Raw genomic sequence first — 24353 nt, forward strand, 5'->3', positions numbered from 1 at the left:
AAAGAGCTGCGGGCGAACAGGGAAGGAAACGGATACAGGCAATGAATGGATACTTGATAATCGACAAGAAAGCGGGGATGTCCTCCTACGATGTGATACGACGGCTGAAGAGGCTCCACAAGTTCAAGAAGATAGGGTACATAGGCACCCTCGACCGCAACGCGACGGGGATACTGCCTGTCGCCCTCGATGAAGGGGTGAAGCTCATACCCTTTCTCGAAAACGTGGAAAAGCAGTATCGCGCGAGATTCCTTCTGGGCGTGACGACGGAGACGCAGGACATCGAGGGCAAGGTGCTCACGGAAACACCGACGGAACCTTTCGACCGGCAGATCATCGAGGACGCGTTAATGTCTTACCTCGGCAGGATAACCCAGCGTGTTCCCGCGTATTCCTCGAAAAAGGTCAACCGCAAGCCCCTGTACAAGTGGGCCCGAAGCGGAGTTCAGGTGGAGCAGCCCGTCAAGGAGGTGGAGATCTTCGATATCACCCTTCTCGACTACAGCCATCCGCATCTCGACATCGAGGTCACCTGTTCCAAGGGTACCTATATCAGGGCGCTGGCGAGCGACCTCGGCGAGAAGCTCGGATGCGGGGCCACCCTCTTCACTCTGAAACGGACGAGACATGGAGAGTTCACGGAAGAGATGGGGACCGATATTGAGTGTTTCAAAATGGAGCAAGACCTGTTAAACTATTTGTTACCTTTGGAGAATATCCTGGGTTCCGTGCGGGGCATGGTGGTGGAGACGGCCCTGGAGAAGTTCCTGAGGCACGGGATGCCCGTGCCGATAGCTGGCAGCGCGAGGGAATGGAGGCACGGCGAGGCCGCTCGGCTCTTTAACAGGCAGGGGACGTTGATCGGCGTGGGCTTCGCGGACCTGGGATCGAAAACGATAAAGATAAGGCGATTGATCAATTATTAAGGAGGAATATATGCCATTGGACACTCAGAGGAAAAAGTCGATCATTGAGGATTTTAAGACCCATGATACCGACACCGGATCCCCGGAAGTGCAGATAGCGCTTCTGACGGAACGGATACGATCCCTGACGGAGCATTTCAAGAAGTTCTCCAAGGACCACAACTCGAGAAGGGGGCTTCTCGTCCTTGTCGGCAGCAGAAGGCGGCTTCTTAACTATCTCAAGGACAAGAACGTTGACCGCTACAAGAAGGTCGTAGAGAAGCTTGGTCTGAGAAAATAAAGGAATAATAGGACAAATATGGAAGAAAATATAACTATCGAATTCGCGGGTCGACCGTTGACCCTCAGTGCCGGGGGTTTGGCCAAGCAGGCCGATGGAAGCGTTCTGGCGCGCTACGGGGACACGGTTGTCCTCGTCACCGCCGTTGCCGAGAAACAGGAGAGGGACAAGGATTTCCTGCCGCTCACCGTCAACTACCAGGAGATGTCATATGCAGCCGGCAAGTTCCCCGGGGGTTTCTTCAAGAGGGAGGGACGTCCGACGACGCGGGAGATACTCACATCCCGCCTCATCGACAGGCCCCTGAGACCTCTTTTTCCCAAGAACTGGCGATACGAGACCCAGGTCATCTCGACGGTGCTTTCCGCCGATCAGGACAACGATCCCGGCGTCCTGAGCCTCGTGGGGGCATCCTGCGCGGTCACCATTTCGGACATTCCCCATGACGGACCCTTCGCGGGTGTCAGGGTGGGCAGGATCGGCGGTGTTTTCGTCGCGAACCCGACCTTTCCCGAGATGGCCGACAGCGATATCGATATCGTCGTCACGGCAACCCGTGACGCCATCATCATGGTGGAGGGCGAGGCACACTTCGTGAAGGGCACGGATCTCATCGAAGCGATCGAGTTCGGCCACCAGGCCATGATGCCTCTCATCGAGATGCAGGAGAAGCTCCGGGAAAAGATCGGAAGGCCGAAGAGGCAGATACCGGTCCCCCAGGACCTGGAGGAGAAGAAGAAAGAGGTCCGCGCCATCGTGGAGAAGGACCTCATCGACAGCTTTGGCGTGAAGGCGAAACTGCGGCGGTACGAGCGACAGGATGCGATATTGAACGACCTCAAGGCCCGTTACTCCGAAGAGGAGGCAGGGATCATCGCCAAGGTCTACGAAGATGTGACACGGGACCTCATGCGGGAGCAGCTCCTGTCGACGGGCAGACGCATCGACGGACGGGTCACGGACGAGATCCGTCCCATCTCCTGCGTCGTCGGCGCCCTCCCCAGGACGCATGGCTCCGCGGTATTCACCCGGGGCGAGACGCAGGCACTGGCGGTCACCACCTTCGGAACATCCGATGACGAGCAGAAGATCGAATCCCTCCACGAGGGAGAGACGTACAAGACCTTCCTGCTCCATTACAATTTCACGCCCTTTTCCGTTGGTGAGGTCTCGATGCTGAGGGGACCGACACGGCGCGAGATAGGTCACGGCAATCTTGCCGAGAGGGCTCTGACCCCGATCCTGCCCGAGAGGGAGGCATTCCCGTACACGATCAGGATCGTTTCGGAGATCCTCGAGTCGAACGGTTCCTCTTCGATGGCCACGGTATGCGGCGGCTGCCTTTCGCTCATGGATGCCGGCGTGCCCATCAAGGAGCCCGTTGCGGGCATCGCCATGGGCCTCGTGAAGGAGGGCGACCGGGAACTCATCCTTTCCGACATCCTCGGTGACGAGGACCACCTCGGCGATATGGATTTCAAGATCGCCGGCACCCGGGAAGGTGTCACGGCCATCCAGATGGATATCAAGATAAAGGGGATATCAAAGGACACCATGGAGAAGGCGGTCATCCAGGGTCAGCAGGGTGTCGGCAGGATCCTCGATATCATGACGGGGACGATTCCGGCACCGAGGGAGAACCTTTCGCCCTACGCACCCAGGATCTACACGATGACGATCAAGCCCGACAAGATCCGGGAGGTCATCGGCCCGGGTGGAAAGGTGATACGGAGCATCATTGAGAGGACGGGCGTCAAGATAGACATCGACGATTCCGGGACGGTGAATATCGTTTCCGTGGACGAGGAGTCCGCCAACGCCGCCATCGAGATCGTCAAATCCATTGTGAAAGAGGTCGAGGTGGGCGCCGTCTACGAAGGCAAGGTGCGGCGGGTGCTCGATGCCGGTGTCATCGTGGAACTCGGGCCCAACCTGGACGGTTTCTGCCACGTGAGCCAGCTCGATGACAAGTTCGTCAAGAAGGCCTCCGATGTGGTCAGGGAAGGCGACGACATCACCGTAAAGGTCATCGGCGTGGAAGACAACGGGAGGGTAAAACTGTCGAGAAAGGCTGTCCTCAAGGACCAGAGGGGACAGCATTAATTAGATGTATAAGAAGACCGTACTCGATAACGGTATCACCGTCGTTACAGAATCCATCGCATACTATTCGACGGTTTCGATAGGTATATGGTGGAAGGCGGGGAGCCGTTACGAGACGGCAGGCGTGAACGGCATCTCTCATTTCATCGAACACATGCTCTTCAAGGGGACGACGGGGCGCACGGCGTACGACATCGCCCGCGAGATCGACGCCATCGGCGGTTCGCTGAACGCCTTCACGGGCAGGGAATACACCTGTCTGTACGCGCGGGTCCTGCGCAAGGACCTCAACGTGGCCCTCGACATCATTGCGGACATGTACCGCGATTCACTCTTCAGCTCCGAGGACATCGAGAAGGAGCGTTACGTCATCATTCAAGAGATCAAGATGATCGAGGACAATCCTGAGGAGTATATCTACGACATGTTCAATGCCTCCTACTACAAGGACCACGCCCTCGGGATGCCCATACTGGGCACTGAGGAATCCGTGGAAGGCCTCACCGGCGGTCAGCTGACGGCCTGTTTCAGAGACCTCTACGGACCGGAGAACGCCATAATCACCGTGAGCGGCAGGGTGAACCACGAGGCCTGCGTGGAAGAGATAAGGCGTCGTTTTTCAGGCATTCCCGCGGGAAAAGACGACGGCAGGATGCTTATCCCGCCTCGCGCGACCACGGGGATCGACATTTACGAAAAGGACCTGGAGCATGTGTACCTGTGCATAGGCACGGACGGCGTCAGCCAGGTCGACAGGCGCAGGTATGTGCTCTACGTCCTGAACGCGATAATGGGCGGCAGCATGAGCTCCCACCTTTTCCAGGAGATACGGGAACAGAGGGGCCTCGTGTACAATATCTATTCCTATGTCAATTGCTACCATGACGCGGGCACGTTCGGGATATCGACGTCCACGTCCCAGGAATCCATAGCGGAGGTGCTCACCCTCATCAGGGAGGAGATAGCGCGGATCCGGGACAGGGGCATAACCGACGCCGAGCTGTCCTTCTCGAAAGAGCATATAAAAGGGAACCTCTTCATCGCCCTCGAAGGGTCGGAGACACGTATGGGCCGCCTCGCGAAGAACGAGATATACTTCGGGACATACATCCCCCTCAAGGAAACCCTCCGGGAGATAGACGGGATCAGCAAGAAGGACGTGGCTGCCATTGCCCGGGAGATATTCGACAGCATGAAGATGGTGTCCCTCACCGTGCTCGGCAATGTGGACCGCGAGAAGGTCGAAAGGGTATGGAGAGAATAGAGGTCTTCATCAAGACGCGTGATGGTGCAACGGTTCCGGTGTACGCGACAGACCGTTCCTCCGGCGTCGATCTCTGTGCCCTCGTTGAAGACCCCGTTATCCTTGGTCCCATGGAACGTGCTCTTATCCCTACGGGCATATTCATCGGCATACCCGAGGGTTTCGAGGGGGAGGTGCGGCCCCGCAGCGGCATCGCCCACAGGCACGGGGTGACGGTGCTCAACACCCCGGGCACCATCGATTCCGATTACCGGGGCGAGGTCAAGGTGATCCTGATCAACCTGGGCCGGGAGCCTTTCACGATAAACAGGGGAGACCGCATTGCCCAGATGGTCTTCAAGAGACTGGCCCGGGTGGATTTCCGGCCTGTTGCAAGTCTTGCCGATACGCACCGCGGCGAGGGAGGTTTCGGTTCCACGGGGGTGTAGGGGAGATACGGCGGGTGGAACGTCTCTATCACCATCTTGACAGTTATGTCCGTCACCTTGTTTCGGAGCGCGGCGCCTCGCCGCATACCGTGGAGGCGTACAACCGCGATATCCTGACATTCATACGGTATCTTGAGGAGATGGCCTGCCCGGAGCCTGAAAGGCGCCACGTGGAATCCTTTATCGGATACATGCGCGAAAAGGGCAGGTCGACACGGAGCGTCGTGAGATGCCTGTCCGCGCTGAGGGGTTTCTTCAATTACCTCCTCCTCGACGGCAAGGTCGCGGTGAGCCCCCTTGAGGATGTCGATACACCGAGGTTTCGGCCGCCCATTCCCCGGGTGCTCTCCGAGGACGAGATGGGCGAGCTCATCCGCCTGCCCCAGGGAGAGAAGATGGCCCTGAGAGACAGGACGATGCTTGAGCTTCTTTACGCGACGGGCCTGAGGGTCTCGGAGCTCATAAGCCTCAAGAAAGGCGATGTCAACCTGGATGGCGGGTTCGTCGTCGCCATGGGAAAGCGCTCCAAGGAACGGGTCGTGCCGCTCGGCTCCTATTCGAGGGACGCCATCAGGGCCTACCTCGACGCGGAAAGACCCCGGGGCCAGTACCTTTTTCCGAACCGCCGCGGCGGTATGATGACCCGTCAGGCCGTCTGGAAGATCATACGGAAGTACGGCCTCAAGCTGTCACGGGGCAAGGTGTCGCCTCATACCATACGGCATACCTTCGCCACACACCTGCTTGAGGGCGGCGCGGACCTGCGGTCGGTCCAGGTGCTCCTGGGACACGAGGACATATCCACAACACAGATATACACCCACGTCGACCGCAAGCGCCTGAAGGAGATCCACAAGAAACACCACCCGAGGGGTTAATGAAGGTCATCACGTCCCATATGAACGCGGATTTCGATTCTCTCTCCTCGATGGTGGCGGCGAGGAAACTCTACCCCGACGCGACCCTCGTCTTCCCCGGGTCCCAGGAGAAGACGCTTCGGGATTTTCTCATCCACTCTACCCTTTATCTCTTCGACATAGCCAAGCTCAAGGAAATAGACCATCGTTCCGTCGATACCCTTATCCTCGTCGATACCCGCGACAAGACGCGCATCGGTGACCTCGCGAAAGTGGCGGATAACCCGAAGGTCGCGGTACATGTCTACGACCATCACCCCGATTCCGCGGATGACGTGAAGGCCGACCTTCAGGTGGTCAGGAGCGTCGGCGCGACGGTGACGATCCTTGTCTCCATGATAAGAGAGAGGGGTATCAGCGTCACGCCCGAGGAGGCCACGATAATGATGCTGGGCATCTACGAGGAGACGGGCAGCTTCAGGTTCTCGTCCACGACCGTCGAGGATTTCGAGGCCGCGTCCTATCTTCTTTCACAGGGAGCCAACATCAATCTTGTTTCCGACATGCTTGTCCGGGAATTGACCCCGGAACAGGTTTTCCTTCTCAACGACATCATCAAGAACGCGGCGGTCTACAATATCAACGGAATCGATATCGTCATCACCGAGGGGAGCACGGAACAATATGTCGGGGACCTCGCGGTCATTGTCCATAAATACAGGGATATGGAGAACATCAACGCCGTCTTTGCCCTTTTCCGGATGGAGGACCGCATCCACATCATAGGGCGCAGCAGGATACCCGAGGTGGATTCGGGGTACGTCATGTCGCTGCTCGGCGGCGGAGGCCACAAGGTCGCCGCGTCCTCCACGATCAAGGAGATGACCCTTCCCGAGGCGAAGGAAAAACTCATCGAGATCCTTCGCAACAGTGTCAAACCACTCTGGAAAGCGAAGGACATCATGTTCTTCCCCGTCAAGTCCGTCGATTCGCAAAGCGCCATAAGCGAGGCCCTGAGCATTCTCACGAAGTATAATATAAACGCCATGCCGGTGCTCTCGCGGAGCAAGGTGGTGGGTGTCATCACGCGGCAGGTGGCGGCGAAGGCACTGTTCCACAAGCTGGCGGCACAGCCCGTCGACGATTACATGTTCACCGAATTCCAGTCGGTGGGTCCCGAGGACTCCATCGAGGCGGTAAAGGAGAAGATCATCGGCACCAACCAGCGATTCCTTCCCGTGGTGGAGAAGAATGAGCTCAAGGGTGCCATCACGAGAACGGACCTCCTGAGGGTCCTCGAGGACGAGATCGCCAAGACCGTCCTGGAGAAGCTCGAGTTCCACGAGAAATACGTGCAGCGCAAGAACGTCCGCAAGCTCATGGAGGAGCGGCTGGACGAGGTGACGATGGAAAAGCTCGTGAACATGGGGAGCCTTGCCGACGAGATGGGTTTTCACGCTTATCTCGTGGGCGGTTTCGTACGGGACCTCCTTCTCCGCAACGAGAACTATGACATCGACATCGTCATCGAGGGTGACGGCATCGCCTTTGCCGAGGAGATGGTGAAGAGGTTCCACACGAGGATGCGTTCCCACAGGGAGTTCTCCACAGCAAAGGTGCTCTTTCCCGACGGCTTCAAGATCGACATCGCAACGGCCCGTCTCGAATACTACAGGGCTCCGGCCGCGCTGCCCACCGTGGAGCACGGTTCGCTGAAGCTGGACCTTCACCGCCGCGATTTCACCATCAACACGCTTGCCATATCCCTTAACAGGAACACCTTCGGCGAGCTCGTGGACTTTTTCAGCGCCCAGCGGGACATCAAGGAAAAGACGATCCGCGTCCTCCACAGCCTGAGCTTCGTGGAAGACCCGACGAGGGTGTTCCGCGCCATCCGCTTTGAGAAGCGATTCGGGTTCAAGATCGGCAAACAGACCCTGAACCTCATCAAGAATGCCGTCAAGCTGAATTTTCTCGCCAGGATGCGGGGGAAGAGGATATGGGCGGAGCTGGCGCTCATCCTGAAGGAGGAGGCACCGGAGGGCATCCTCGCCAGGCTTGCCGAACTCGACCTCCTGCGTTTCATCTCGCCGGACATTGTCTTCAACAAGGACAAGGAAAGGCTCTTCGCCGAGATGCACGGCGTGTATCAGTGGCACGAGTTCCTCTACCAGGGCAAGTCCGTGGATAAGGTCCAGTTCTACATTCTTGCCGTCGTGGACAACATGAAGCTTCCCGATGTCGCGGAATTCGCGGCGCGCATGGAGATAAGCGAACGTTTCAGGAGACGCGCCGTCGAGAATGTCGAGCGTTTACGGTTTGCCATGGCACGTTTCTCCCAGGGAATGGCGGGCATAAAGAAGAGCGAGGTGTACCGGTTGCTGGAAGGTCTTTCCCGGGAGGCCCTGCTTTTCATCATGGCCAGGACCCGCTCACAGGAGGTCAAGAAGGCGATCTCGAACTATATCACCCACCACGACTCGTTCAGGCCCTTCACGACCGGCAATGATCTCAAGAAGCTCGGTGTTCCGGAAGGCCCCCTTTACAAGGAGATCCTCGAGGACCTGAAGGATGCGAAGATCGACATGAACCTCAAGACCAAGGAAGCGGAGTCCCACTACCTTGAGACCTATCTCGGCGAAAAGGGGATCCTGAGATGAGCCTTCTCGTTCCCGCGCTCGAGGTCCAGCTTGAATGCTATGAGGGCCCCATGGCGGTCCTCATCACCCTTATCAAGCGAAACAAGGTGAGCATATGGGACATCCCCATCGCCCTTATCACGGACCGTTTCCTCCAGTACGTGGAGATAGCGAAGGAGATGAACCTGAAGATAGCCGAGGATTTCATAGAGATGGCCTCCCTCCTTCTCTTCATCAAATCGAAGATGCTCCTGCCGTCCAGCGGGGCGAGCGAGGAGGAAGACCCCCGCGAAGAGCTCGTGGAGCGCATCATCGAGTACGAGCGCGTCAGGAGCATGGCCATCGCCATTGGTGAACTGCCCCTGCTGGAACGTGATGTCTACTGCATCGGGCGGGGCAGCCTGGAGAAGGAGGCCGACTTCGACCTTCTGTGCCTGTGCAACCTCTATTTCGAGCTCATGAACGTCAAGGAGGAGTCCTACTTCGTGGTGCGTGATGTGAAGCCGACCCTGGAGGAGAAGATCGCGGCGCTCAAGGACCTTCTGAGGTCCGATGGGTTCTTTGAATGGGACATCGCCGCCGGGGAGGAAAGGAACGAGCGCGTGGCCACCATCCTCGGGATGCTGGAGCTGGCCAAGATACGGGTGGCGACGCTGACACAGCGGCGCCCTTTTGGTAGAATTATCATGAAGACAAGGGACGCGGCGGCGCTTGCCGAAGCGTGAGCAGCGGCGCCGGACTGACAGGGGCGGCGAAGGCGGTTTCCATGCGCGGCCTCTGCAAGGAGGGATGAGATGGCCGGTCGGACAGGCAGGAAGGTTTTGCTCATTGTTACCGTGGTGATAGCGGCGGTGATCTTTGCCGCGAGCGTTCTGCCCGGCATTATCGGTGGAGCCGGCGGGGGAAAGATCGGTGTCGTGGAGATCGAAGGGACCATCTCCGATCTCAAGGAAGTCATGGCCGACATGGCCAGATTCAAAGAGGACGACGGCATCCGCGGTGTCATTGTTCGTATCAATTCGCCCGGCGGGGCGGTGGGCCCCACGCAGGAGGCGGCGACGGAGCTCAAGAAGCTCAAGGCGGTCAAGAAGGTCTATGTCTCGATGGGGTCCGTCTGTGCTTCGGGGGGTTACTATATCGCCTCCGTGGGTGAGAAGCTCTATGCCAACCCGTCGACCATCACCGGGTCCATCGGTGTCATCATGCAGCAGACCGTCGTGGAGGAGCTGATGAAGAAGATCGGCGTGCAGAGCAACACCCTCAAGGCGGGATCCATGAAGGACGTGGGCAGTCCCTTCAGGAAGATGACCGACAGCGAGCGTCAGTATCTGCAGAGCATCATCGACAACATCCATGAACAGTTCATCAAGGATGTGGCGGCGGGACGGAAGATGCCACTCGACAAGACACGGACACTCGCGGACGGCAGGATATACACGGGCCTGCAGGCAAAGGAGGCGGGGCTCATAGACGGGATAGGCACCTTCTACGATGTCGTCGACGAGATGAAGAAGGCCGTCGGTATCAAGGGGAAACCGGAGCTCGTCTACGGCAAGAGGCCTTTCGCTCCTCTCAGGTGGCTCTTCTCCTCCATGGCGCGGGAAATGCTCGGCCGCGAACAGGCGGAACCTTTCCAGTACAAGTACACACCCTAGAGGCGGTTCCAGGGTTCAAGGGTTCAAGAGTCTAAAAGCCCGGAAGTTACGGGACAGGACGATCTCGGCACGGGTTCCGCGTTCTCAGCCCCCCCGTTGACAACCCACCTCCAATCCGGCTATATTACGCTAGCTAACAAACTATACAACGAACCGTAAAAGGGGGTGAATCTTTGGAGATTTACGAAAGGCTTAAGGATGAGCTCAGGCGGCTTGCCGGCGACTCGATGGATGAGAAGGTGAGCGTGGTCTCGGCCCGCGTCCTTTCCTCGAAGGAAGCGATAGGGGAGACGGGCCGCGATGATTACCCGCTTCTCAAGGGCAAGGAAGCGATGGTGGAGGCCGTTTACAAGGGAGTGAAGGGCCATGCCTTTACGGACATGCCCGGTGGTTTTGAGGGAACCGTCCGTGATGTCGCCATGCTCTCTCTCGACAACAACTTCGAGCGCGCCGTGTTCATCTCCACACTGAATGCTGTTATGCGCGAGGCCGGTCTGATAACGGGGACCGTTCACTGCCGTGACGACGAGCCGGGGCGGTGTGCCCGGGAGCTCGTTCCTTACGTGAAAGAGAGGTTTGGCAACCCCCGCATCGCCTTCGTCGGTTTTCAACCCGGTATGATCGAGCGGCTTTCGGAGGTGTTCCAGATGCGGGTCCTCGACCTCGACGAGGACAACATCGGGAAGAAGAAGTTCGGTATCGTCATCGAAGGCCCTGAGGCCACGGAGGATGTCCTCTCCTGGGGCGATATCATCCTCGCAACGGGTTCCACCTGTGTCAACGGGTCGATCACCCGGTTCGTCGGCCGCAAACCGGTGGTCTTTTTCGGAGTCACCGGGGCCGGAGCCACGAAAGTGATGGGTTTTGAACGTTACTGCCGGTACGGTCATTGACCGGTGCCGGAACGCCTGCACCGGACACAAGAAGGATGCATCTTCCTTGTTCCATGGCCCGCCGGTGGGAAAATATTTCCCCACCGGGAAAATTATACCCGCCTTGAAGGGGGGGGTTGCGACGGTCGTTCTCTGCAGAATAGGGGCCCCTCGGAGCGGTTCAACCGCCCTGTGGGGCCCCTTTTTTGGCTATGGCCGGTTCAGGGTCCGGTGATCCGGTTCCATACCGTCAGGCATAGAGTGAGGAGCCGGTACCCTGTGAGGCCTCTGCAGAGCCGGCGTAAGAAGTGCCGCCTGCCTGCTGGTAAGCGTTGAGAGCGGCTCCGAGCAGTCCCATGAGGTCGCTGACGGACCTGTCACTGTCTGAGGTGGAGATGGAAGAGAAGAAGCTTTCGATGGAGTTCATTGCGGTGTCGAACTCATCTTCGCTTATCGTGCCGTCACCATCGGTATCGAGCTGGCTGAAGATGGATTCGGTCTTGCTTCCCTCCTCCGGTGGCGGTGGGGGAGGAGGTCCCTGTACCTGCTGGTTTGCCCATGGGCCTTCCGCAAATTCGGTTTCGCTTATCGTGCCGTCACCATCCGTGTCAAGCTGCGAAAGGATCTCTTCGGCGCCGGGACCGTCCTCGGGTCCCATGGCCGCGATCCGCGCCAGCTCATCTTCGTCGATGACGCCATCTTCATTCCCATCCGCCTGGCCGAACATCTGTGAAATAAGGTCCTCCGTCGACATCGTGTTCGCCCCCGACATCGCACCGGGAGAGCCGGGTTGCGCGGTGTTGAACTCGCTTTCGCTTATGGACCCGTCGCCATCAGTATCGAACTGAGCGAGGATATCCTCCACGCCCGGTCCACCCTGGGGGCCGTTCGCCACCATTGCCGACAGTTCATCCGCGTCGTGCTTCCCATCACCGTTCGTGTCGATCTTGCTGAACATTTGCTGCCGCATCTGCATCATCGACGTCATGCTGTTCATGCTGCTGATGGAACTTATCATGTCTACCTCCTTTTTTGATCTTTCAGGCCGGCCGCCTGATGCCACTTGTTGCAATCGGTATACTGGTTCTCGCCCCGGAGCGTGAATAGACGTTGCTTTCGTGTAAAGAATTGTGAAGCATGGGAAAAGAATTTTGTTACCCGCGTGGAAGTGATGTACATTATTCGGAGTGAACCACCTGTGCGTCCGGTGGCGATGGAGTGCCTGATGATGGAACGGATACTGGCAATCGACGACGATGTTGCCCTTTGTGAGCTTCTTTCGGATTATCTCGTTTCCGAGGGATTTGAGGTGGAAAGCGCCCATGACGGTGAAACGGGCCTGGAGATGGCCTGCGGGGGAACACATGACCTCATTGTCCTCGATGTGATGCTTCCCGGAATGAACGGTTTCGAAGTCTTGCGTTACCTGAGGAGCAGGTCGAACACGCCCGTCATCATGCTCACGGCCCGCGGCGAGACCGTGGACCGCATCGTGGGTCTGGAGATCGGTGCCGATGACTACCTTGCCAAGCCGTTCAACCCGCGCGAACTGGTTGCCCGGATTCGCGCCATCCTCAGGCGCATGCGCCTTGACAGGGGAAGTATCGAAGAGACGGTGCCGGAGATGCTGAAGGTGGGCGATGTGGAGATGCACATCGCGACACGTCTCGTTCTTCTGTCCGGCGATCCTGTCAACCTCACGGCCATGGAGTTCAACCTGCTTGAGATCCTGGTGCGCAGTGCGGGTCGTCTCGTGTCGAGAGAGGATCTGATACGGTCGGTGCTGGGTCGGTCCCCGTACCCCTACGACCGCAGCATTGACGTTCACGTGAGCAGGCTCAGAAAGAAGCTCGGCCGCGAGGTCGGCGGAACGGAACGAATCAAGACGATACGGAACGTCGGATACCTCTATGCGCTGACGGCGCCGACCCCTCAGGTGCGGTCGGGCGCCGGTGCAGGACAGACGTGACATGCCTGTCCGCGGCATCTTTCTCAAGATATACCTCTGTTTCTGGTTGTCATCCCTCCTCGTTATAGCTGCCCAGATAGGTCTCGACTGGTTCTCCCGCACAGGGCCTTTCGGAGGAAGGCCCCGTGCGGACCACATTCAACGCACAGTGGGGCCGGTTCTCATCTTTTATGGTCACACGGTGGTGGAGAACATGAGGTCATCTGACCATAACGCGCTGGAAAGGTCCGCTCAAAGACTGAAGAACCTGTCCGGGATCGATGCGTATGTTGTCGATGGGTCAGGCAGGGACCTCCGGGGCCGTTCACTGCCGCGGAGCATTGAGAACATCGCGGGAGCGGCAAGGCGGACGGGCAAGGCGGAATTCTCCTCGTCGCGGACAGGAATGCTCCTTGCCCTGCCGATGGGGGCAGAAGGCGGCGAGAGTTATACCGTGGTCGGAAACATCCCCCGAAGCGTCTTTGCCCCGCCATTTCCTCCGGGACGCGGCGCGCCTCCGCCGATGATCTTCGGCCCCGGTTTCTTTTTCCCTCCGGGCCAGCCCATGTCACTGTTCAGGCTTTTCATCACCCTTTTTATCTCGGGGGGTGCGTGCTATCTGTTGGCCCGCTACCTGACGTCGCCCATAGTCAGGCTCCGGGAGGCCGCGCGCAGGTTTGCGGGTGGCGAGCTTTCCGCCAGATCGGGGAGGAGAAAGGTCGTCTGGAAGGATGAGCTGTCGGACCTTGCCAATGATTTCGATGTCATGGCGGAACGTATCGAGTCGCTGGTAACCCAGCAGCGCAGGCTGGTACAGGATGTTTCCCATGAACTGCGTTCCCCCCTGGCACGGCTCACCATAGCCGTTGAGCTGTTGAGGGGCCAGGGCCCTGCAGCAACTCCGTCGACCCTCACCAGGATCGAGAGGGAGGCCATGTCGCTCAATGAGATGATCGGACAGGTCCTCGACCTGACTCGTATCGAGGGTGACATTTCATCAGTTGTTATGGCCCCCGTTGATCTTGCCCCTCTCCTCGGGGAGATCGTGGACGACGCGAACTTCGAGGCGAATACCGGCGGCCGGGGTGTCCGTCTTCTGGAGAGTGAACCATGTGTCGTCGCGGGCAACGAGGAATGGTTGCGCAGGGGGATCGAGAACGTGATCCGCAATGCCATACGGTACACCCTGGACAATACCATGGTGGAGGTCCGCCTCACCAGAAGCAAAGAGGCAGGAGCGCGATACGCCCGGATAAGCGTGCGGGACCATGGCGGCGGGGTACCGGAAGCGGATCTTCCCCACCTTTTCCGGCCGTTCTACCGCGTATCCACGGCGCGGGACAGGCAAAGCGGTGGCGCGGGCCTCGGCCTCGCCATCACGAAGAGCGCCGTAACCCTCCATCGAGGTTCTGTAACCGCCCGGAACGCGGCGGACGGAGGCCTCCTCGTGATCATTGAACTGCCTGTCGACAACGACCCCGTTGCCGTAATCCCCGTGAACGTGTGAGACAGTCGAGGGTGACGTCCATCAGAGGATTTGCCGGATTCCTTGCCGGCAAGCTCGATACCAACGACCCGGGTCTACAGCCTCTTCGACCTCATGATACCGATGAGCAGCCATACCCCGAGGATGCTGGCAAGGAGAAAGCCGCCGAGGCCGAGGACGGGGTAGCCGAAGACGGTGGGCCCCACCCCCGTTTGGAAGATGAGGGAAGACCCGATCACGAGTGCCGCTATCACCACTGCGAAACTGATCCGGTTGCTCGACCGGTCGAGTTCGTCCGTAAGCAGCTCCAGGCCCCGATGTTCGAAGCGCATCGTCAGCTTCCCCTTTCGTATCATGGAAAGGATCTCCTTCGTGTCCGGGGGCAGGACCCTCAACAACGCGACAACGTCATCGGCGGTCCGGGAGAGGCCTTTGAGCCGCCTCACGGGATCGAACCTGCGCAGAAGGATCCTTCGGGCATAGGGCCGCGCGGCCTCGATGATGTTGAAATCGGGATCGAGCACCCTCGCCACCCCCTCGCTGATGAGGAGCGCCTTGGATATCATCGCGAATTCGGGAGGGAGCCGCAGCCTGTACCGGTGGATGATGGTCATGAGCTCCCTGGTGATGGTTCCGATATCGAGCCTGTTCAGGGGTACGCCGTAATAGCGGTCAAAGAGGTCGCGCAGTTCGAGTTTGAACTCCCGGTCATCTTCGAGCTCCCCAACGAGACCGATGGCCCGAAACAACCCGACGAGAGAGTCCACGTCCTTTTCCATGACCGCCACGAATATATCCGTCATCCTTTCCGAGGTCTCCCCGTCGATGGTCCCCGTCATGCCGAAGTCGACGGGGGCTATGACGTTGTTGTCGAGAACGAAGACATTGCCTGGATGGGGGTCGGCATGGAAATAGCGCAGTTCGAACACCTCTTCGAGGGTGAGGTTGGCGCCGTTCAAGGCAATGGTCTTCCGGTCGAGGCCGGCGGCCTCAAGGCGCTCGATGTCGGATATCTTTGTGCCTGAGATGAACTCTATCGTCAGGACCCTGGGCGACGTCAGGTCCCAGTGCACCTTCGGGATATAGACGGCAGGAGAGCGGGAGAAATGGGCCCTGAAACGGTCGATATTCCGTCCTTCCCTCACGAAGTCGAGCTCATGCCTGATGGTTCTGGCAAACCTTTCCACGAGTTCCAGGGGGCCGAAATACCGGGTCTCCGGGACATGCCGCTCGGCGAGGCCCGCGAACTCCCGGAGTATGCGAATGTCGGTTTCGATGACGTCCTCGATGCCGATGCGCTGGATCTTCACCGCCACGTCTTCACCGGTGAGGGTCCTCGCCCGGTGGACCTGGGACAGGGACGCGGCGGCCACGGGTTTCTCCTCGAAGGAAGAAAAGAGCTCCGAGATGGGGCGCTTCAACTGGGTTTCGAGGATGACCCTGGCTTCCTCGAAGGGGAAGGGCGGAACATCATCCTGAAGCCTGCTCAACTCCCTTATGTAGTCAGGGGGGAGTATATCGGGGCGGCTGCTCAGTATCTGGCCCAGTTTGATGAACGTCGGGCCCAGTTCCTCGAAGACGAGCCGCAGGCGCACGGAGGTGGGAGGTCGTTCGGAAACACGCCTGCTGATGAACCTTCTCCGTCTCCCGGCCACATGGTATCGCGCCCTGAGCCTGTCCAGCACTTCCGTGAAACCATGATGGGCAAGGACAGACGCGATCTGGCTGTATCGCTTCAGGTCCCGGTATGTTTCACGAGCTCGAAAGAAGGGCACCTGCTAACCTGCGTCCTTCTTTTCCGGGGAGGACATCTTCGCCTCGATCTTCTTCAATGTCTCGCCGATCTCTTCCAGGTCTTTGCGCGTGGGCAGGCCCATCTCGACGATCACCTTCTGCACGGCCGCGGATACCTTGCGCTGGAACTCCTTCTCCTGATTATCCGCTTCCTTGAGCAGTTTGTCGATGGTCTTGTACCTCTCCGCGCTCGCTACTTCCCCGCGCTTGATGAGATCGTCGACCAGTTCTTCGGCCTTATCCTTCGTCATGCTGATGGCGCCAAGCCCCATGTACACTGCTTTCCGGATAATATCCATGTTTCCCCCTTTGTTGAAGACGTTGCGTGCCTTCCGATAGCTTCCTGATCGCCGGGAATTGAACATCCTTCCGCCGGAAGGCGCGTATCCTCAGCTTATAGAATATAGTAGGCCAGCGACCGCGGGATTTCAAGGGTCAGGGGAAACTATCCGAAAGAGCGATGGGCGGGCCGGCGGCGGCACGTGGTAAGCGAGCGTCGTTTGCGGCCCTTTCCCTCCAGCGGATGTCCCGATGAAACTCTGTTGGCGCATGTGCGGGAAACAGGGTATAATACAGGACAGCCGGTGCGGACCATCCAACCGCGCCCGGTGAGAGGGCCAAAAAAACGGGGGGTGCGAAGTGGAAAAGAGGGGACCGGTGTGGATAGACTTTACGATCTCCCCCGCCTATCAGGCGAGGTACCGGGGCGTCGCTTTCGGGTTGACCCTTATTTCCAACTGCCTGCCTTTGAGCGACACTGCGGGGTTTGAACAACACAGGCGGGGCCTCCTCAGAAAAATGAGAAAGCGCGAGACGCTTGCCGGCATCTCGGCCCGCATCGACCTCTATGACAGGTTCTTCCACAGCTTCGGGTTTGATTGTCCTCTGCCCGGACATCTCAGAAGGACCACCTTGAGCGGTTTCCCGAGGTACAACCTGATGGTTGACGCCCACTTCATGGCCGAGATGTGCGCCGGGATCCTTGTGGCGGTGACGGACCAGGACCGTATCGAAGGGGGGCTCACGCTCGATGTGGCCCGAAGCAAAGAGGTCTGTGCCGGAATGGGAGGCCGCCGGTTCACCACCGTCGAGGGGGAGATCGTCCTCCGGGACGAGAAGGACATCATCTGCGTCCTGTGCCAGGGAGCGGATGAGAAGACGAGGGTGCGGGAGGATACGCGCAACGTTCTCTTCTACTCCTACGCTGTTCCCGGCGTAGAGGGGGTTTATCTCAGGGAGGGGCTCGGTGCGGCCGCTGAGATCATGGCCCGGTTCGCCGGTGGGAACATAAGGGGCCTTACGGTGTTCGAAGGGACCGAAATGACCAATGTAGCGAATAATGACCAATGACCAAATTCCAATGACCAATGAAAAAGATAATGACCAATTTACCAATAACCAATTGAACAGACGGAAGTGCAGAACGGACTGCCCGTATCAGTTCTTGGTCATTGGTCATTATCTTCCTTGCTACGACGGGTGACGCGTTGGAATGATCTGGTTATCCTGGACAGCAGCGGGTGGTGGAGAGGTTTTAAAGTTATCAGGATATCGGGCGATAATAGGAATAAGGGTGTATACTGCTTTCAGTTGGTGAGATGAAGGACACAGCGAGGACAAACGAGGAACTCCTGCGGGAAGTGGCGGGCCTGAAGCGGAAGATCCGGGAGCTTGAGGAATTCAGGGCCGGGCACGACCGGATAAGGGAAGAGGAGCGGCACAGCGCCAGGCTCTCGACCGCGCTGGAGCTGGCCGGTGCGATCTGTCATGAGGTGAACCAACCCCTCCAGATCATCAGTGCCCGGATTTACCTTTTGTCCATGGATAACCCCGATGACCGGACACGGGAGGCGCTCGAGATGATGAACGACCAGGTCCACAGGATCGGCGCGATAACACGGGAGCTGATGGGATTGAAAAAGTATTCCAATCGTGATTACATTGGTACTATCAAGATCACAGACATAGGCAGGACGACCGAAGGGGATGCCCGATGATCCCAATTCACCGCAGGGGAGATGCGCTATGAATCCAAAGAAGGTGTTGATAGTTGATGACGAGCCGGCCATTCTGGGTACGTTGCAGCAGATATTCGAAAGGAGCGGTTACGAGGCCCTGACGGCCGAAAGCGCCGAAAAAGCCCTTGGCATCCTGGAGAACGAGACCGTTATGATAATGTTCCTGGACCTCAATCTTCCCGGGATGAGCGGTGTCGACCTCTGCAGGCTGATACGCAAGAAGAACCGTATTGCCATTATCCATGCCCTCACGGGCTACGTGAACATCTTCGGGCAGATAGAATGCCGCGAGGCTGGTTTCGATGATTTTTTCGTCAAGCCCGTGGACATCAACGTCCTCCTGAGAGCGGCCGAAGGCGCCGTGGAAAAGCTCCACAGGTGGAAGGTCGACGAATACGAAGTGATCTAGCTTGCCACGAGAGCGCTGCTCCCTTCGGGAACTCCTGCCCGGGACCGGGCATTACGACGCGATCATAAGGCCGATAGCGAAAAGCGCCGGGGTGGCGAGGTCAATGATCACATTTCTGCCCAGGTAGGGAACAAGGCTCTTCATCTCCTCGGAATACCTCAAAACGCCGCGCGCTGTCTGGACGGCTATGACCGTCGTGGCAAGGGCGAAGAATACGTGGACGGGGAAAACGCCGAGGGCGTAGCCGAGGAAAAGGGGAAAATAGGAGGCGGCAAGGAAGAGTATGTATATCCTTGCCACATTCCGTCTTCCGAGGAGGATGGGCAGGTGTCTCCTTCCCACCGTCTCGTCGGCTTCCACGTCGGGGAACTGGTTGAGAAGGAGAAGGTCGCTCACGAGAAAACCCGGGATGAGGGATGCAAGAAGGGCGGTCAGGGAATAGCTGCCGGTGAGGACGAAATGCGTGCCCAGCACCATGAGAGGGCCGAAGGCCAGGCCGGGGGCGATGAGGCAGACGATCGGTTTCTTCGTGATCCACTGGGTATAGAAGACGATGAGAGCCATGCCGAGGAGCCCGAGGGGTAAAAGGAGCACGCCGACGGTGAAGACAAAATACATCCCGATGGTGAAACAGAGGACAAGGGACACCACCCCCGTCGCGAGGGCCCATCCCGCCTTGTCGGGCCTTTCCTGGAGAGCCCCGCTGCCTCCGCTGAAGGGGGTCCTCTGCGTCTTGAAGTCGAGGCCGCTCTTGAAATCGCAGTATTCGTTGAGGGCGTTGACGCTGATGTGGGCGCAGACGGCGCCAATGATGATGAGGACCACGGAAAGGATATCGATCCTGGCGCCTGACCACATGGCTGTCGATATCCCGACGAGGATGCACATCGGCGTAAGGATCAGAAACGGGACCTTCATGGGTCCGAGTATGTACCTCATCTTTTCAGCCCTCCCAATACCACGTGAGTTCCTAATCTTACAGAGTCAGACCTGTTTTTGCAAGGATGGAAGCACGGAACGTCATCGGGAAGGTACGGGACGACCCGTCGATGCCCTCAGCGGGAGGCTGTCCGGCAGGGATAGACCCTGACGGTGCCTTTCCCCTCAAAGGGTGTTCCATCGCCGGTCTTCCCTTTCAGGACACCCCGGGTGTCTCCGCATTGGAACCCTGCCGTGCCTGTCCTGAAGAGGCACAGGAGGTCGGCGTACCCGTCGTAATTGACATCCCAGGCCCAGGGACTGCAGAAGACCATGCTCGTCTCGTTCCCCGTGTGCCCGAAGGTGAGACTCCCCGGGTCCGTCATCTCGAAGGCGTCGAAGGTGGGACTGCTGAGGATGGCCACGGGGACGAAGTCCCAACCCCTCACGTTGATGAGATTCCTGCCGCTCCAGGGCCTGATATCGATCGCCACGGACATGAGATCCGTCGCGGGAGTGGCCACAAAGCCATGTGTGCCCGAGTGATCGGTGAAGTACCCGACGATCACCCCGCTGTCATTGATCCCATGGGCAACGGTCTCCAACGCCCCGGGGTAATCGAGGGTTGCCCATGTGGCGCCGTCGAGAAGGAAGCCATGGGTCCCCGTCGCGTCGCTATACTCGCCGACGATGGCCCCGCCGTTATTGACACCCCAGGCGACGGCGAAATCCGCCCCGGGACGGTCGAGGAAGGACAGGGTGTCACCGCTCAAGGAGCAGCAGTGTGTCCCCTCGAAATCCACGCACTGACCGACGATGGCATCGCTGTCGTTAATGCCGTAGGCATGAAAGATAACCCCCGGCCCGGCGGGATAGTCGAGAAAGGTGTAGACGCCGCCGCTCAGTGAATAGCCATAGTAGCCGCTGAGGCCCGCGGGCACCTCGGGTCTGTCCCCCGAGAACCAGCCCACAATGGTGTTCGCGTTGTTGATGGAATAGACGTAGCTTTCGTCCGCCGAGGGATAGGGGTCGATGTGCGCATAGCCGCCGCCTGTCAGGGAGAACCCGAAGGCCACCCCGCCGGGATCCACCCAGGTTCCAACAAGGGTTCCCCCGTCATTGATCCCCATGGCAAAGGTCCACATGGCTCCCGGGTGATCGAGGCGGTACCAGGTCGTCCCGTACAGCACGAAGCCGTGGGGTTCCGAGAAGGAGTCGGAATCCGTGTCGTACCATCCGACGACCACCCCCGAGTTGTTGATGTCCCAGGCCTCCGTGTGGGTGGCACCCGGGTAGTCGAGTACCGCGTACGTGTAGCCGGCGGCCCCGGCCGGGCGGCAAAGGAGAAGGACAAAGGCCATGCAGGCGATCACTGCGAAAGCTTGTTTCATCTCGCTCCTCCTTGAGAGAGTTTCGAACCTGATGTGCCCCGGTCCTGTTCCGCGCTCTTCGGCCATACTGCCGGCAAGTCCCGATGGATGCCCATATGATAGCGAAAACGCCAGATGCCTGTCTGTCGCTGAAAGTGTAATTGTTGTGTAGCTGTTCCGGTGAGGCGGACGTCATTTTTTCGGTGACAGGGCGGGGTGGGTGGCTAGAGCATCGTTTTTAGCTTGTCCATGTCTTCCCAGGCCTCCTTTATCTTGGTCTGGCTGCGCAGGAGATAGGAGGGGTGGTAGGTGGGCAAAAGTGGAATGCCGCGGAAGGTCGTCAATTTGCCGCGGATGCGTGATATCGGGGCATCCGTTTCAAGGAGGGTGTTATAGGCGTGGCGCCCGAGGGTGCAGATGATGCGGGGCCGGATGATATCGAGTTGCGCGACGAGATATTCCTTGCACGCCGCTGCCTCATCCGGCTCGGGGTCGCGGTTCCCGGGCGGCCGGCACTTGAGAACGTTGCAGATGAAGACATCGCTCCTCTTGATCCCGATGCGTTCGATGAGCTGGTCGAGGAGCTTGCCCGCCCTGCCGACGAAGGGCCGTCCCTGGTTGTCCTCTTCCTCTCCGGGTGCCTCTCCGACGAAGACGATATCGGCCTTCGGGCTCCCTTCTCCGAAGACGACATTCTTGCGCGTCTTCGCCAGAGCGCACCTCTCGCAGGAGAGGACCGTCTTCTTGAGCTCCGAGAGCGTCGGCCCTTCCCTTTCGGCAAACGCATATTCATCGACGCCCATATTCTTAAGCGCCGTCAACAACCCTTTCGCGTCCCTCGCATCCATCGTCTAAACCTGACCTCTCTAAAGACTCATCTCACGCCCGTTCCTCACTTCGTTCGTCTCTGGAGCCCGCAGAGAGCACGGAGAAAAACGAAGAAAGAAAAGCCTTCCCGGGAATTTTAGAAAAGCAAAAAACTCCCGGGAACCTTCGATCCCGCTCTGAGGAACGGGAGGAAAAACCAACCCGGCAAGGACATTCTTTGCCGCCCGCCGAATGGCGGGATGCAAGTGCCGCCTGATACCGGGAGGCTCCGGGATCAGGCGGCGATCTTTTCTGCATTTCTCTGCGCCCTCTGTGTGCTTGAGCGAAGCGGGCGTGAGGCAGTCTTTTATCTTTTCCTTCACCCCAGCAGCCGTTCCGGTATCGTCTCCACCTTTTTCACCGACTCGAACACATGCGCCGCCTGCAGCATCCTTCCCTCATCCAGCGGTTTGCCGATGATCTGGAGGCCTATGGGAAGGCCCTTCTTGTCGAAGCCGCCCGGGATGGAAATGCCCGGCAGGCCCGCCAGGTTGACGGGTATGGTGAAGATGTCCGAGAGATACATGGTCAGCGGGTCTTCCAGGCGCTCCCCGACCCTGAAGGCCGTCGTCGGGGAGACGGGCGTGACGATGAGGTCGCAGGACGCGAAGGCATCATCGAAATCGCGCCTGATGAGGGTGCGGACCTTGCCCGCCTTGCGGTAATAGGCATCGTAGTAACCAGAGGAGAGCACGTAGGTCCCGAGGATGATCCTGCGTTTGACCTCCTTGCCGAAACCCGCGAAACGGGTCTTCTTGTACATGTCGATGATGTCCTTGCCTTCCTCACGCAAGCCGTACTTGACGCCGTCATAGCGCGCGAGGTTCGACGAGGCCTCGGCGGTGCAGATGATGTAATAGGTGGCAACGGCGTGGCGCGTGTGGGGAAGGGACACGTCGACGAGTTCGGCTCCCTGGTCCTTGAGGACCTGCAGGTTCTCTTCGTAGTTCTTTCTGACCTCGTCTTCCATGCCCTCGACGGAGTATTCGCCGGGTATGCCGATCCTTTGCCCCTTGATGTCCCTGCCCAGGAAGGAGTGATAGTCAGGAACGGGTTCGGGGATGGACGTGGAATCGAGCGGGTCATACCCCGCGATGACGCCGAGCATGGTGGCACAGTCGCTTACGGTTCGGGAGAAGGGACCTATCTGGTCGAGGGACGAGGCGAAGGCTATGAGGCCATACCGGGAAACCCTTCCGTAGGTGGGTTTCATACCGATAACGCCGCAGAGGCTCGCCGGCTGGCGGATGGAGCCGCCCGTATCGGTGCCGAGGGCGCCCACGCAGAGCCCTGAGGCAACCGCCGCGGCGGAGCCGCCGCTCGATCCGCCGGGGATCCGGGAGGTGTCCCAGGGGTTCGCCGTCGTCTGGAAGGCCGAGTTCTCTGTGGATGAGCCCATGGCGAACTCGTCCATATTGAGCCTGCCGAGATGCACGAAGCCGGCCTCCTTGAGTTTCCTGATGACCGTGGCGTCATAGGGGGGCACGAAGCCTTTCAGTATGTTCGAGGCGCAGGTGGTCTCGATCCCCTTCGTACACAGGATGTCCTTCATACCGAGCGGTATCCCCAGAAGCGGCGCGTTTTCCCCGCGCGCGATCTTTTCATCCGCCTCGCGCGCCATCTCCATGGCGTGATCGTCCGTCGTCCTCAGATAGGCCAGTATCTCGCCGTTATACTTCCCTATGCGATCGAGATAATACCCCGTCAACTCCACGGAGCTGATCTCTTTCTTCTTCAGCATCTCTCTTAACTGCGCTATCGTCGAATTCAGTATATCCACACCTCATCTCCTCTGAGCTAACCACATCGGGGCCGCATATTCTCCCCCAATCCCATCCCGCGTTCGCCTATTACCGTCAAAATCCTTTTGACAAACCTGCTTCCGGGTCCGGTCAATGCTGTGACGTCACCCCGCCAACCCTCTCCTCCGTCATTCCGGCGAAGGCCGGAATCCAGGAAAAACTCCCGCGTAAGCAACCATCCGGCAGGAAACGTTGCAACCTCCCTGCCCAGCACCACCACTCACCGCCGCGACAGAAGCATCCCTGGATTCCGGCCTTCGCCGGAATGACGGGGAAAGGGACTCTATCGACGGCCAGTCAAGCGGCTCAAGCGATTCAAGCGGCTGCGGCTCAAGCCGGTTTCTACTCCTCCACCTCTATGATCGGCGGTACCTTGAAGAAGGTGTCGATCCTTGCCGGGGCGTTGCCCACCGATTCCTCCGCCGTGAAGGAATCCCTGACGGCGTCCTCCCTCATGACGCATCCCACCGGAACGGGATGGCTCGTGGGTTCCACACCCTCGGTATCGAGGGCGTTCAGCGAGTCCATGTACTCGAGGATGCTGTCGATCTGCCGCGTATAGGCATCCACCTCCCCGGCGTCGAGATCAAGCCTCGCAAGATGCGCCACGTACTCAACAGTCTCTCGTGTTATCTTCATGTCAGTCCCCTCTCACGTTGCAGGTCGCAGGTCGCAAGTCACAAGTCACAGGTCGCAGGTCGCAGGTCACAAGTCACA

General features: G+C 58.8%; 23 protein-coding genes. 15 read left to right on the plus strand and 8 right to left on the minus strand.

Annotation, left to right across the window (positions count from 1 at the left end; translation table 11 throughout):
* Nucleotides 1–41: 41 nt before the first annotated feature.
* The 10 genes from truB (at nt 42) to GXX82_00390 (ending at nt 11045) form a co-directional block, all read left to right on the plus strand.
* The gene (gene truB / locus GXX82_00345; GenBank protein NLT21474.1) at nt 42–926 is read left to right on the plus strand and encodes a tRNA pseudouridine(55) synthase TruB; all 885 of its coding nucleotides are present in this window, start codon (nt 42–44) and stop codon (nt 924–926) included.
* Between the two features lie 10 nt (nt 927–936).
* On the plus strand, nt 937–1206 hold the full coding sequence (gene rpsO / locus GXX82_00350; protein NLT21475.1) for a 30S ribosomal protein S15: 270 nt from the start codon (nt 937–939) through the stop codon (nt 1204–1206).
* Nucleotides 1207–1224: 18 nt separating this feature from the next.
* Nucleotides 1225–3309, plus strand: coding sequence for a polyribonucleotide nucleotidyltransferase (gene pnp / locus GXX82_00355; protein NLT21476.1), 2085 nt, complete (start codon nt 1225–1227; stop codon nt 3307–3309).
* A 4-nt stretch (nt 3310–3313) separates the two neighbouring features.
* Nucleotides 3314–4573, plus strand: a complete 1260-nt coding sequence (locus GXX82_00360) for an insulinase family protein (protein ID NLT21477.1) — start codon at nt 3314–3316, stop codon at nt 4571–4573.
* The gene (dut, locus tag GXX82_00365; protein ID NLT21478.1) at nt 4561–5001 is read left to right on the plus strand and encodes a dUTP diphosphatase; all 441 of its coding nucleotides are present in this window, start codon (nt 4561–4563) and stop codon (nt 4999–5001) included. Before GXX82_00360 ends, dut begins: the two co-directional genes overlap by 13 nt.
* A gap of 14 nt (nt 5002–5015) precedes the next feature.
* On the plus strand, nt 5016–5879 hold the full coding sequence (locus tag GXX82_00370) for a tyrosine recombinase XerD (protein ID NLT21479.1): 864 nt from the start codon (nt 5016–5018) through the stop codon (nt 5877–5879).
* A complete protein-coding gene (locus tag GXX82_00375; GenBank protein ID NLT21480.1) occupies nt 5879–8518 on the plus strand; it encodes a CBS domain-containing protein in 2640 nt (879 codons plus the stop codon). Before GXX82_00370 ends, GXX82_00375 begins: the two co-directional genes overlap by 1 nt.
* Nucleotides 8515–9222 carry a segregation/condensation protein A gene (locus tag GXX82_00380; protein ID NLT21481.1) on the plus strand — a complete coding sequence of 236 codons (708 nt, stop codon included), beginning with the start codon at nt 8515–8517 and terminating at the stop codon, nt 9220–9222. The genes GXX82_00375 and GXX82_00380 overlap by 4 nt, the downstream gene beginning before the upstream one ends.
* Nucleotides 9223–9291: 69 nt before the next feature.
* On the plus strand, nt 9292–10152 hold the full coding sequence (gene sppA, locus GXX82_00385) for a signal peptide peptidase SppA (protein ID NLT21482.1): 861 nt from the start codon (nt 9292–9294) through the stop codon (nt 10150–10152).
* Nucleotides 10153–10379: 227 nt separating this feature from the next.
* Nucleotides 10380–11045, plus strand: coding sequence for a hypothetical protein (locus GXX82_00390; protein NLT21483.1), 666 nt, complete (start codon nt 10380–10382; stop codon nt 11043–11045).
* Between the two features lie 229 nt (nt 11046–11274).
* Here GXX82_00390 and GXX82_00395 read toward each other — a convergent pair whose 3' ends face one another.
* Complete coding sequence (locus tag GXX82_00395; protein ID NLT21484.1) at nt 11275–12042, minus strand: hypothetical protein; 768 nt, start codon at nt 12040–12042, stop codon at nt 11275–11277.
* Nucleotides 12043–12252: 210 nt separating this feature from the next.
* Between GXX82_00395 and GXX82_00400 the strand changes: the two genes are divergently transcribed.
* Nucleotides 12253–12993: a response regulator transcription factor gene (locus GXX82_00400; GenBank protein ID NLT21485.1), complete on the plus strand. Its 741-nt coding sequence runs from the start codon at nt 12253–12255 to the stop codon at nt 12991–12993.
* 1 nt (nt 12994) lies between these two features.
* A complete protein-coding gene (locus tag GXX82_00405; protein NLT21486.1) occupies nt 12995–14479 on the plus strand; it encodes a HAMP domain-containing protein in 1485 nt (494 codons plus the stop codon).
* A gap of 74 nt (nt 14480–14553) precedes the next feature.
* Here GXX82_00405 and GXX82_00410 read toward each other — a convergent pair whose 3' ends face one another.
* Nucleotides 14554–16233 (minus strand): AarF/ABC1/UbiB kinase family protein, encoded by a 1680-nt coding sequence (locus tag GXX82_00410; GenBank protein NLT21487.1) that lies wholly within the window; start codon nt 16231–16233, stop codon nt 14554–14556.
* A gap of 3 nt (nt 16234–16236) precedes the next feature.
* Nucleotides 16237–16551, minus strand: a complete 315-nt coding sequence (locus GXX82_00415) for a hypothetical protein (protein NLT21488.1) — start codon at nt 16549–16551, stop codon at nt 16237–16239.
* A 340-nt stretch (nt 16552–16891) separates the two neighbouring features.
* Between GXX82_00415 and GXX82_00420 the strand changes: the two genes are divergently transcribed.
* From GXX82_00420 to GXX82_00430, 3 genes are all read left to right on the plus strand, one after another.
* Nucleotides 16892–17602 (plus strand): hypothetical protein, encoded by a 711-nt coding sequence (locus GXX82_00420; GenBank protein ID NLT21489.1) that lies wholly within the window; start codon nt 16892–16894, stop codon nt 17600–17602.
* Nucleotides 17603–17850: 248 nt separating this feature from the next.
* Complete coding sequence (locus GXX82_00425) at nt 17851–18249, plus strand: hypothetical protein (protein NLT21490.1); 399 nt, start codon at nt 17851–17853, stop codon at nt 18247–18249.
* 28 nt (nt 18250–18277) lie between these two features.
* Nucleotides 18278–18679, plus strand: a complete 402-nt coding sequence (locus GXX82_00430) for a response regulator (GenBank protein NLT21491.1) — start codon at nt 18278–18280, stop codon at nt 18677–18679.
* Nucleotides 18680–18730: 51 nt separating this feature from the next.
* Here GXX82_00430 and GXX82_00435 read toward each other — a convergent pair whose 3' ends face one another.
* The 5 genes from GXX82_00435 to gatC form a co-directional block, all read right to left on the minus strand.
* Nucleotides 18731–19618: a prenyltransferase gene (locus GXX82_00435; GenBank protein ID NLT21492.1), complete on the minus strand. Its 888-nt coding sequence runs from the start codon at nt 19616–19618 to the stop codon at nt 18731–18733.
* 116 nt (nt 19619–19734) lie between these two features.
* Nucleotides 19735–20988, minus strand: a complete 1254-nt coding sequence (locus GXX82_00440) for a hypothetical protein (GenBank protein NLT21493.1) — start codon at nt 20986–20988, stop codon at nt 19735–19737.
* 203 nt (nt 20989–21191) lie between these two features.
* On the minus strand, nt 21192–21770 hold the full coding sequence (locus GXX82_00445; protein NLT21494.1) for a uracil-DNA glycosylase: 579 nt from the start codon (nt 21768–21770) through the stop codon (nt 21192–21194).
* Between the two features lie 383 nt (nt 21771–22153).
* On the minus strand, nt 22154–23614 hold the full coding sequence (gene gatA / locus GXX82_00450; GenBank protein NLT21495.1) for an Asp-tRNA(Asn)/Glu-tRNA(Gln) amidotransferase subunit GatA: 1461 nt from the start codon (nt 23612–23614) through the stop codon (nt 22154–22156).
* Nucleotides 23615–23978: 364 nt separating this feature from the next.
* Nucleotides 23979–24275, minus strand: coding sequence for an Asp-tRNA(Asn)/Glu-tRNA(Gln) amidotransferase subunit GatC (gene gatC, locus GXX82_00455; GenBank protein NLT21496.1), 297 nt, complete (start codon nt 24273–24275; stop codon nt 23979–23981).
* Nucleotides 24276–24353: the final 78 nt, after the last annotated feature.

The organism is Syntrophorhabdus sp., assembly GCA_012719415.1.
Classification (GTDB): domain Bacteria; phylum Desulfobacterota; class Syntrophorhabdia; order Syntrophorhabdales; family Syntrophorhabdaceae; genus Delta-02.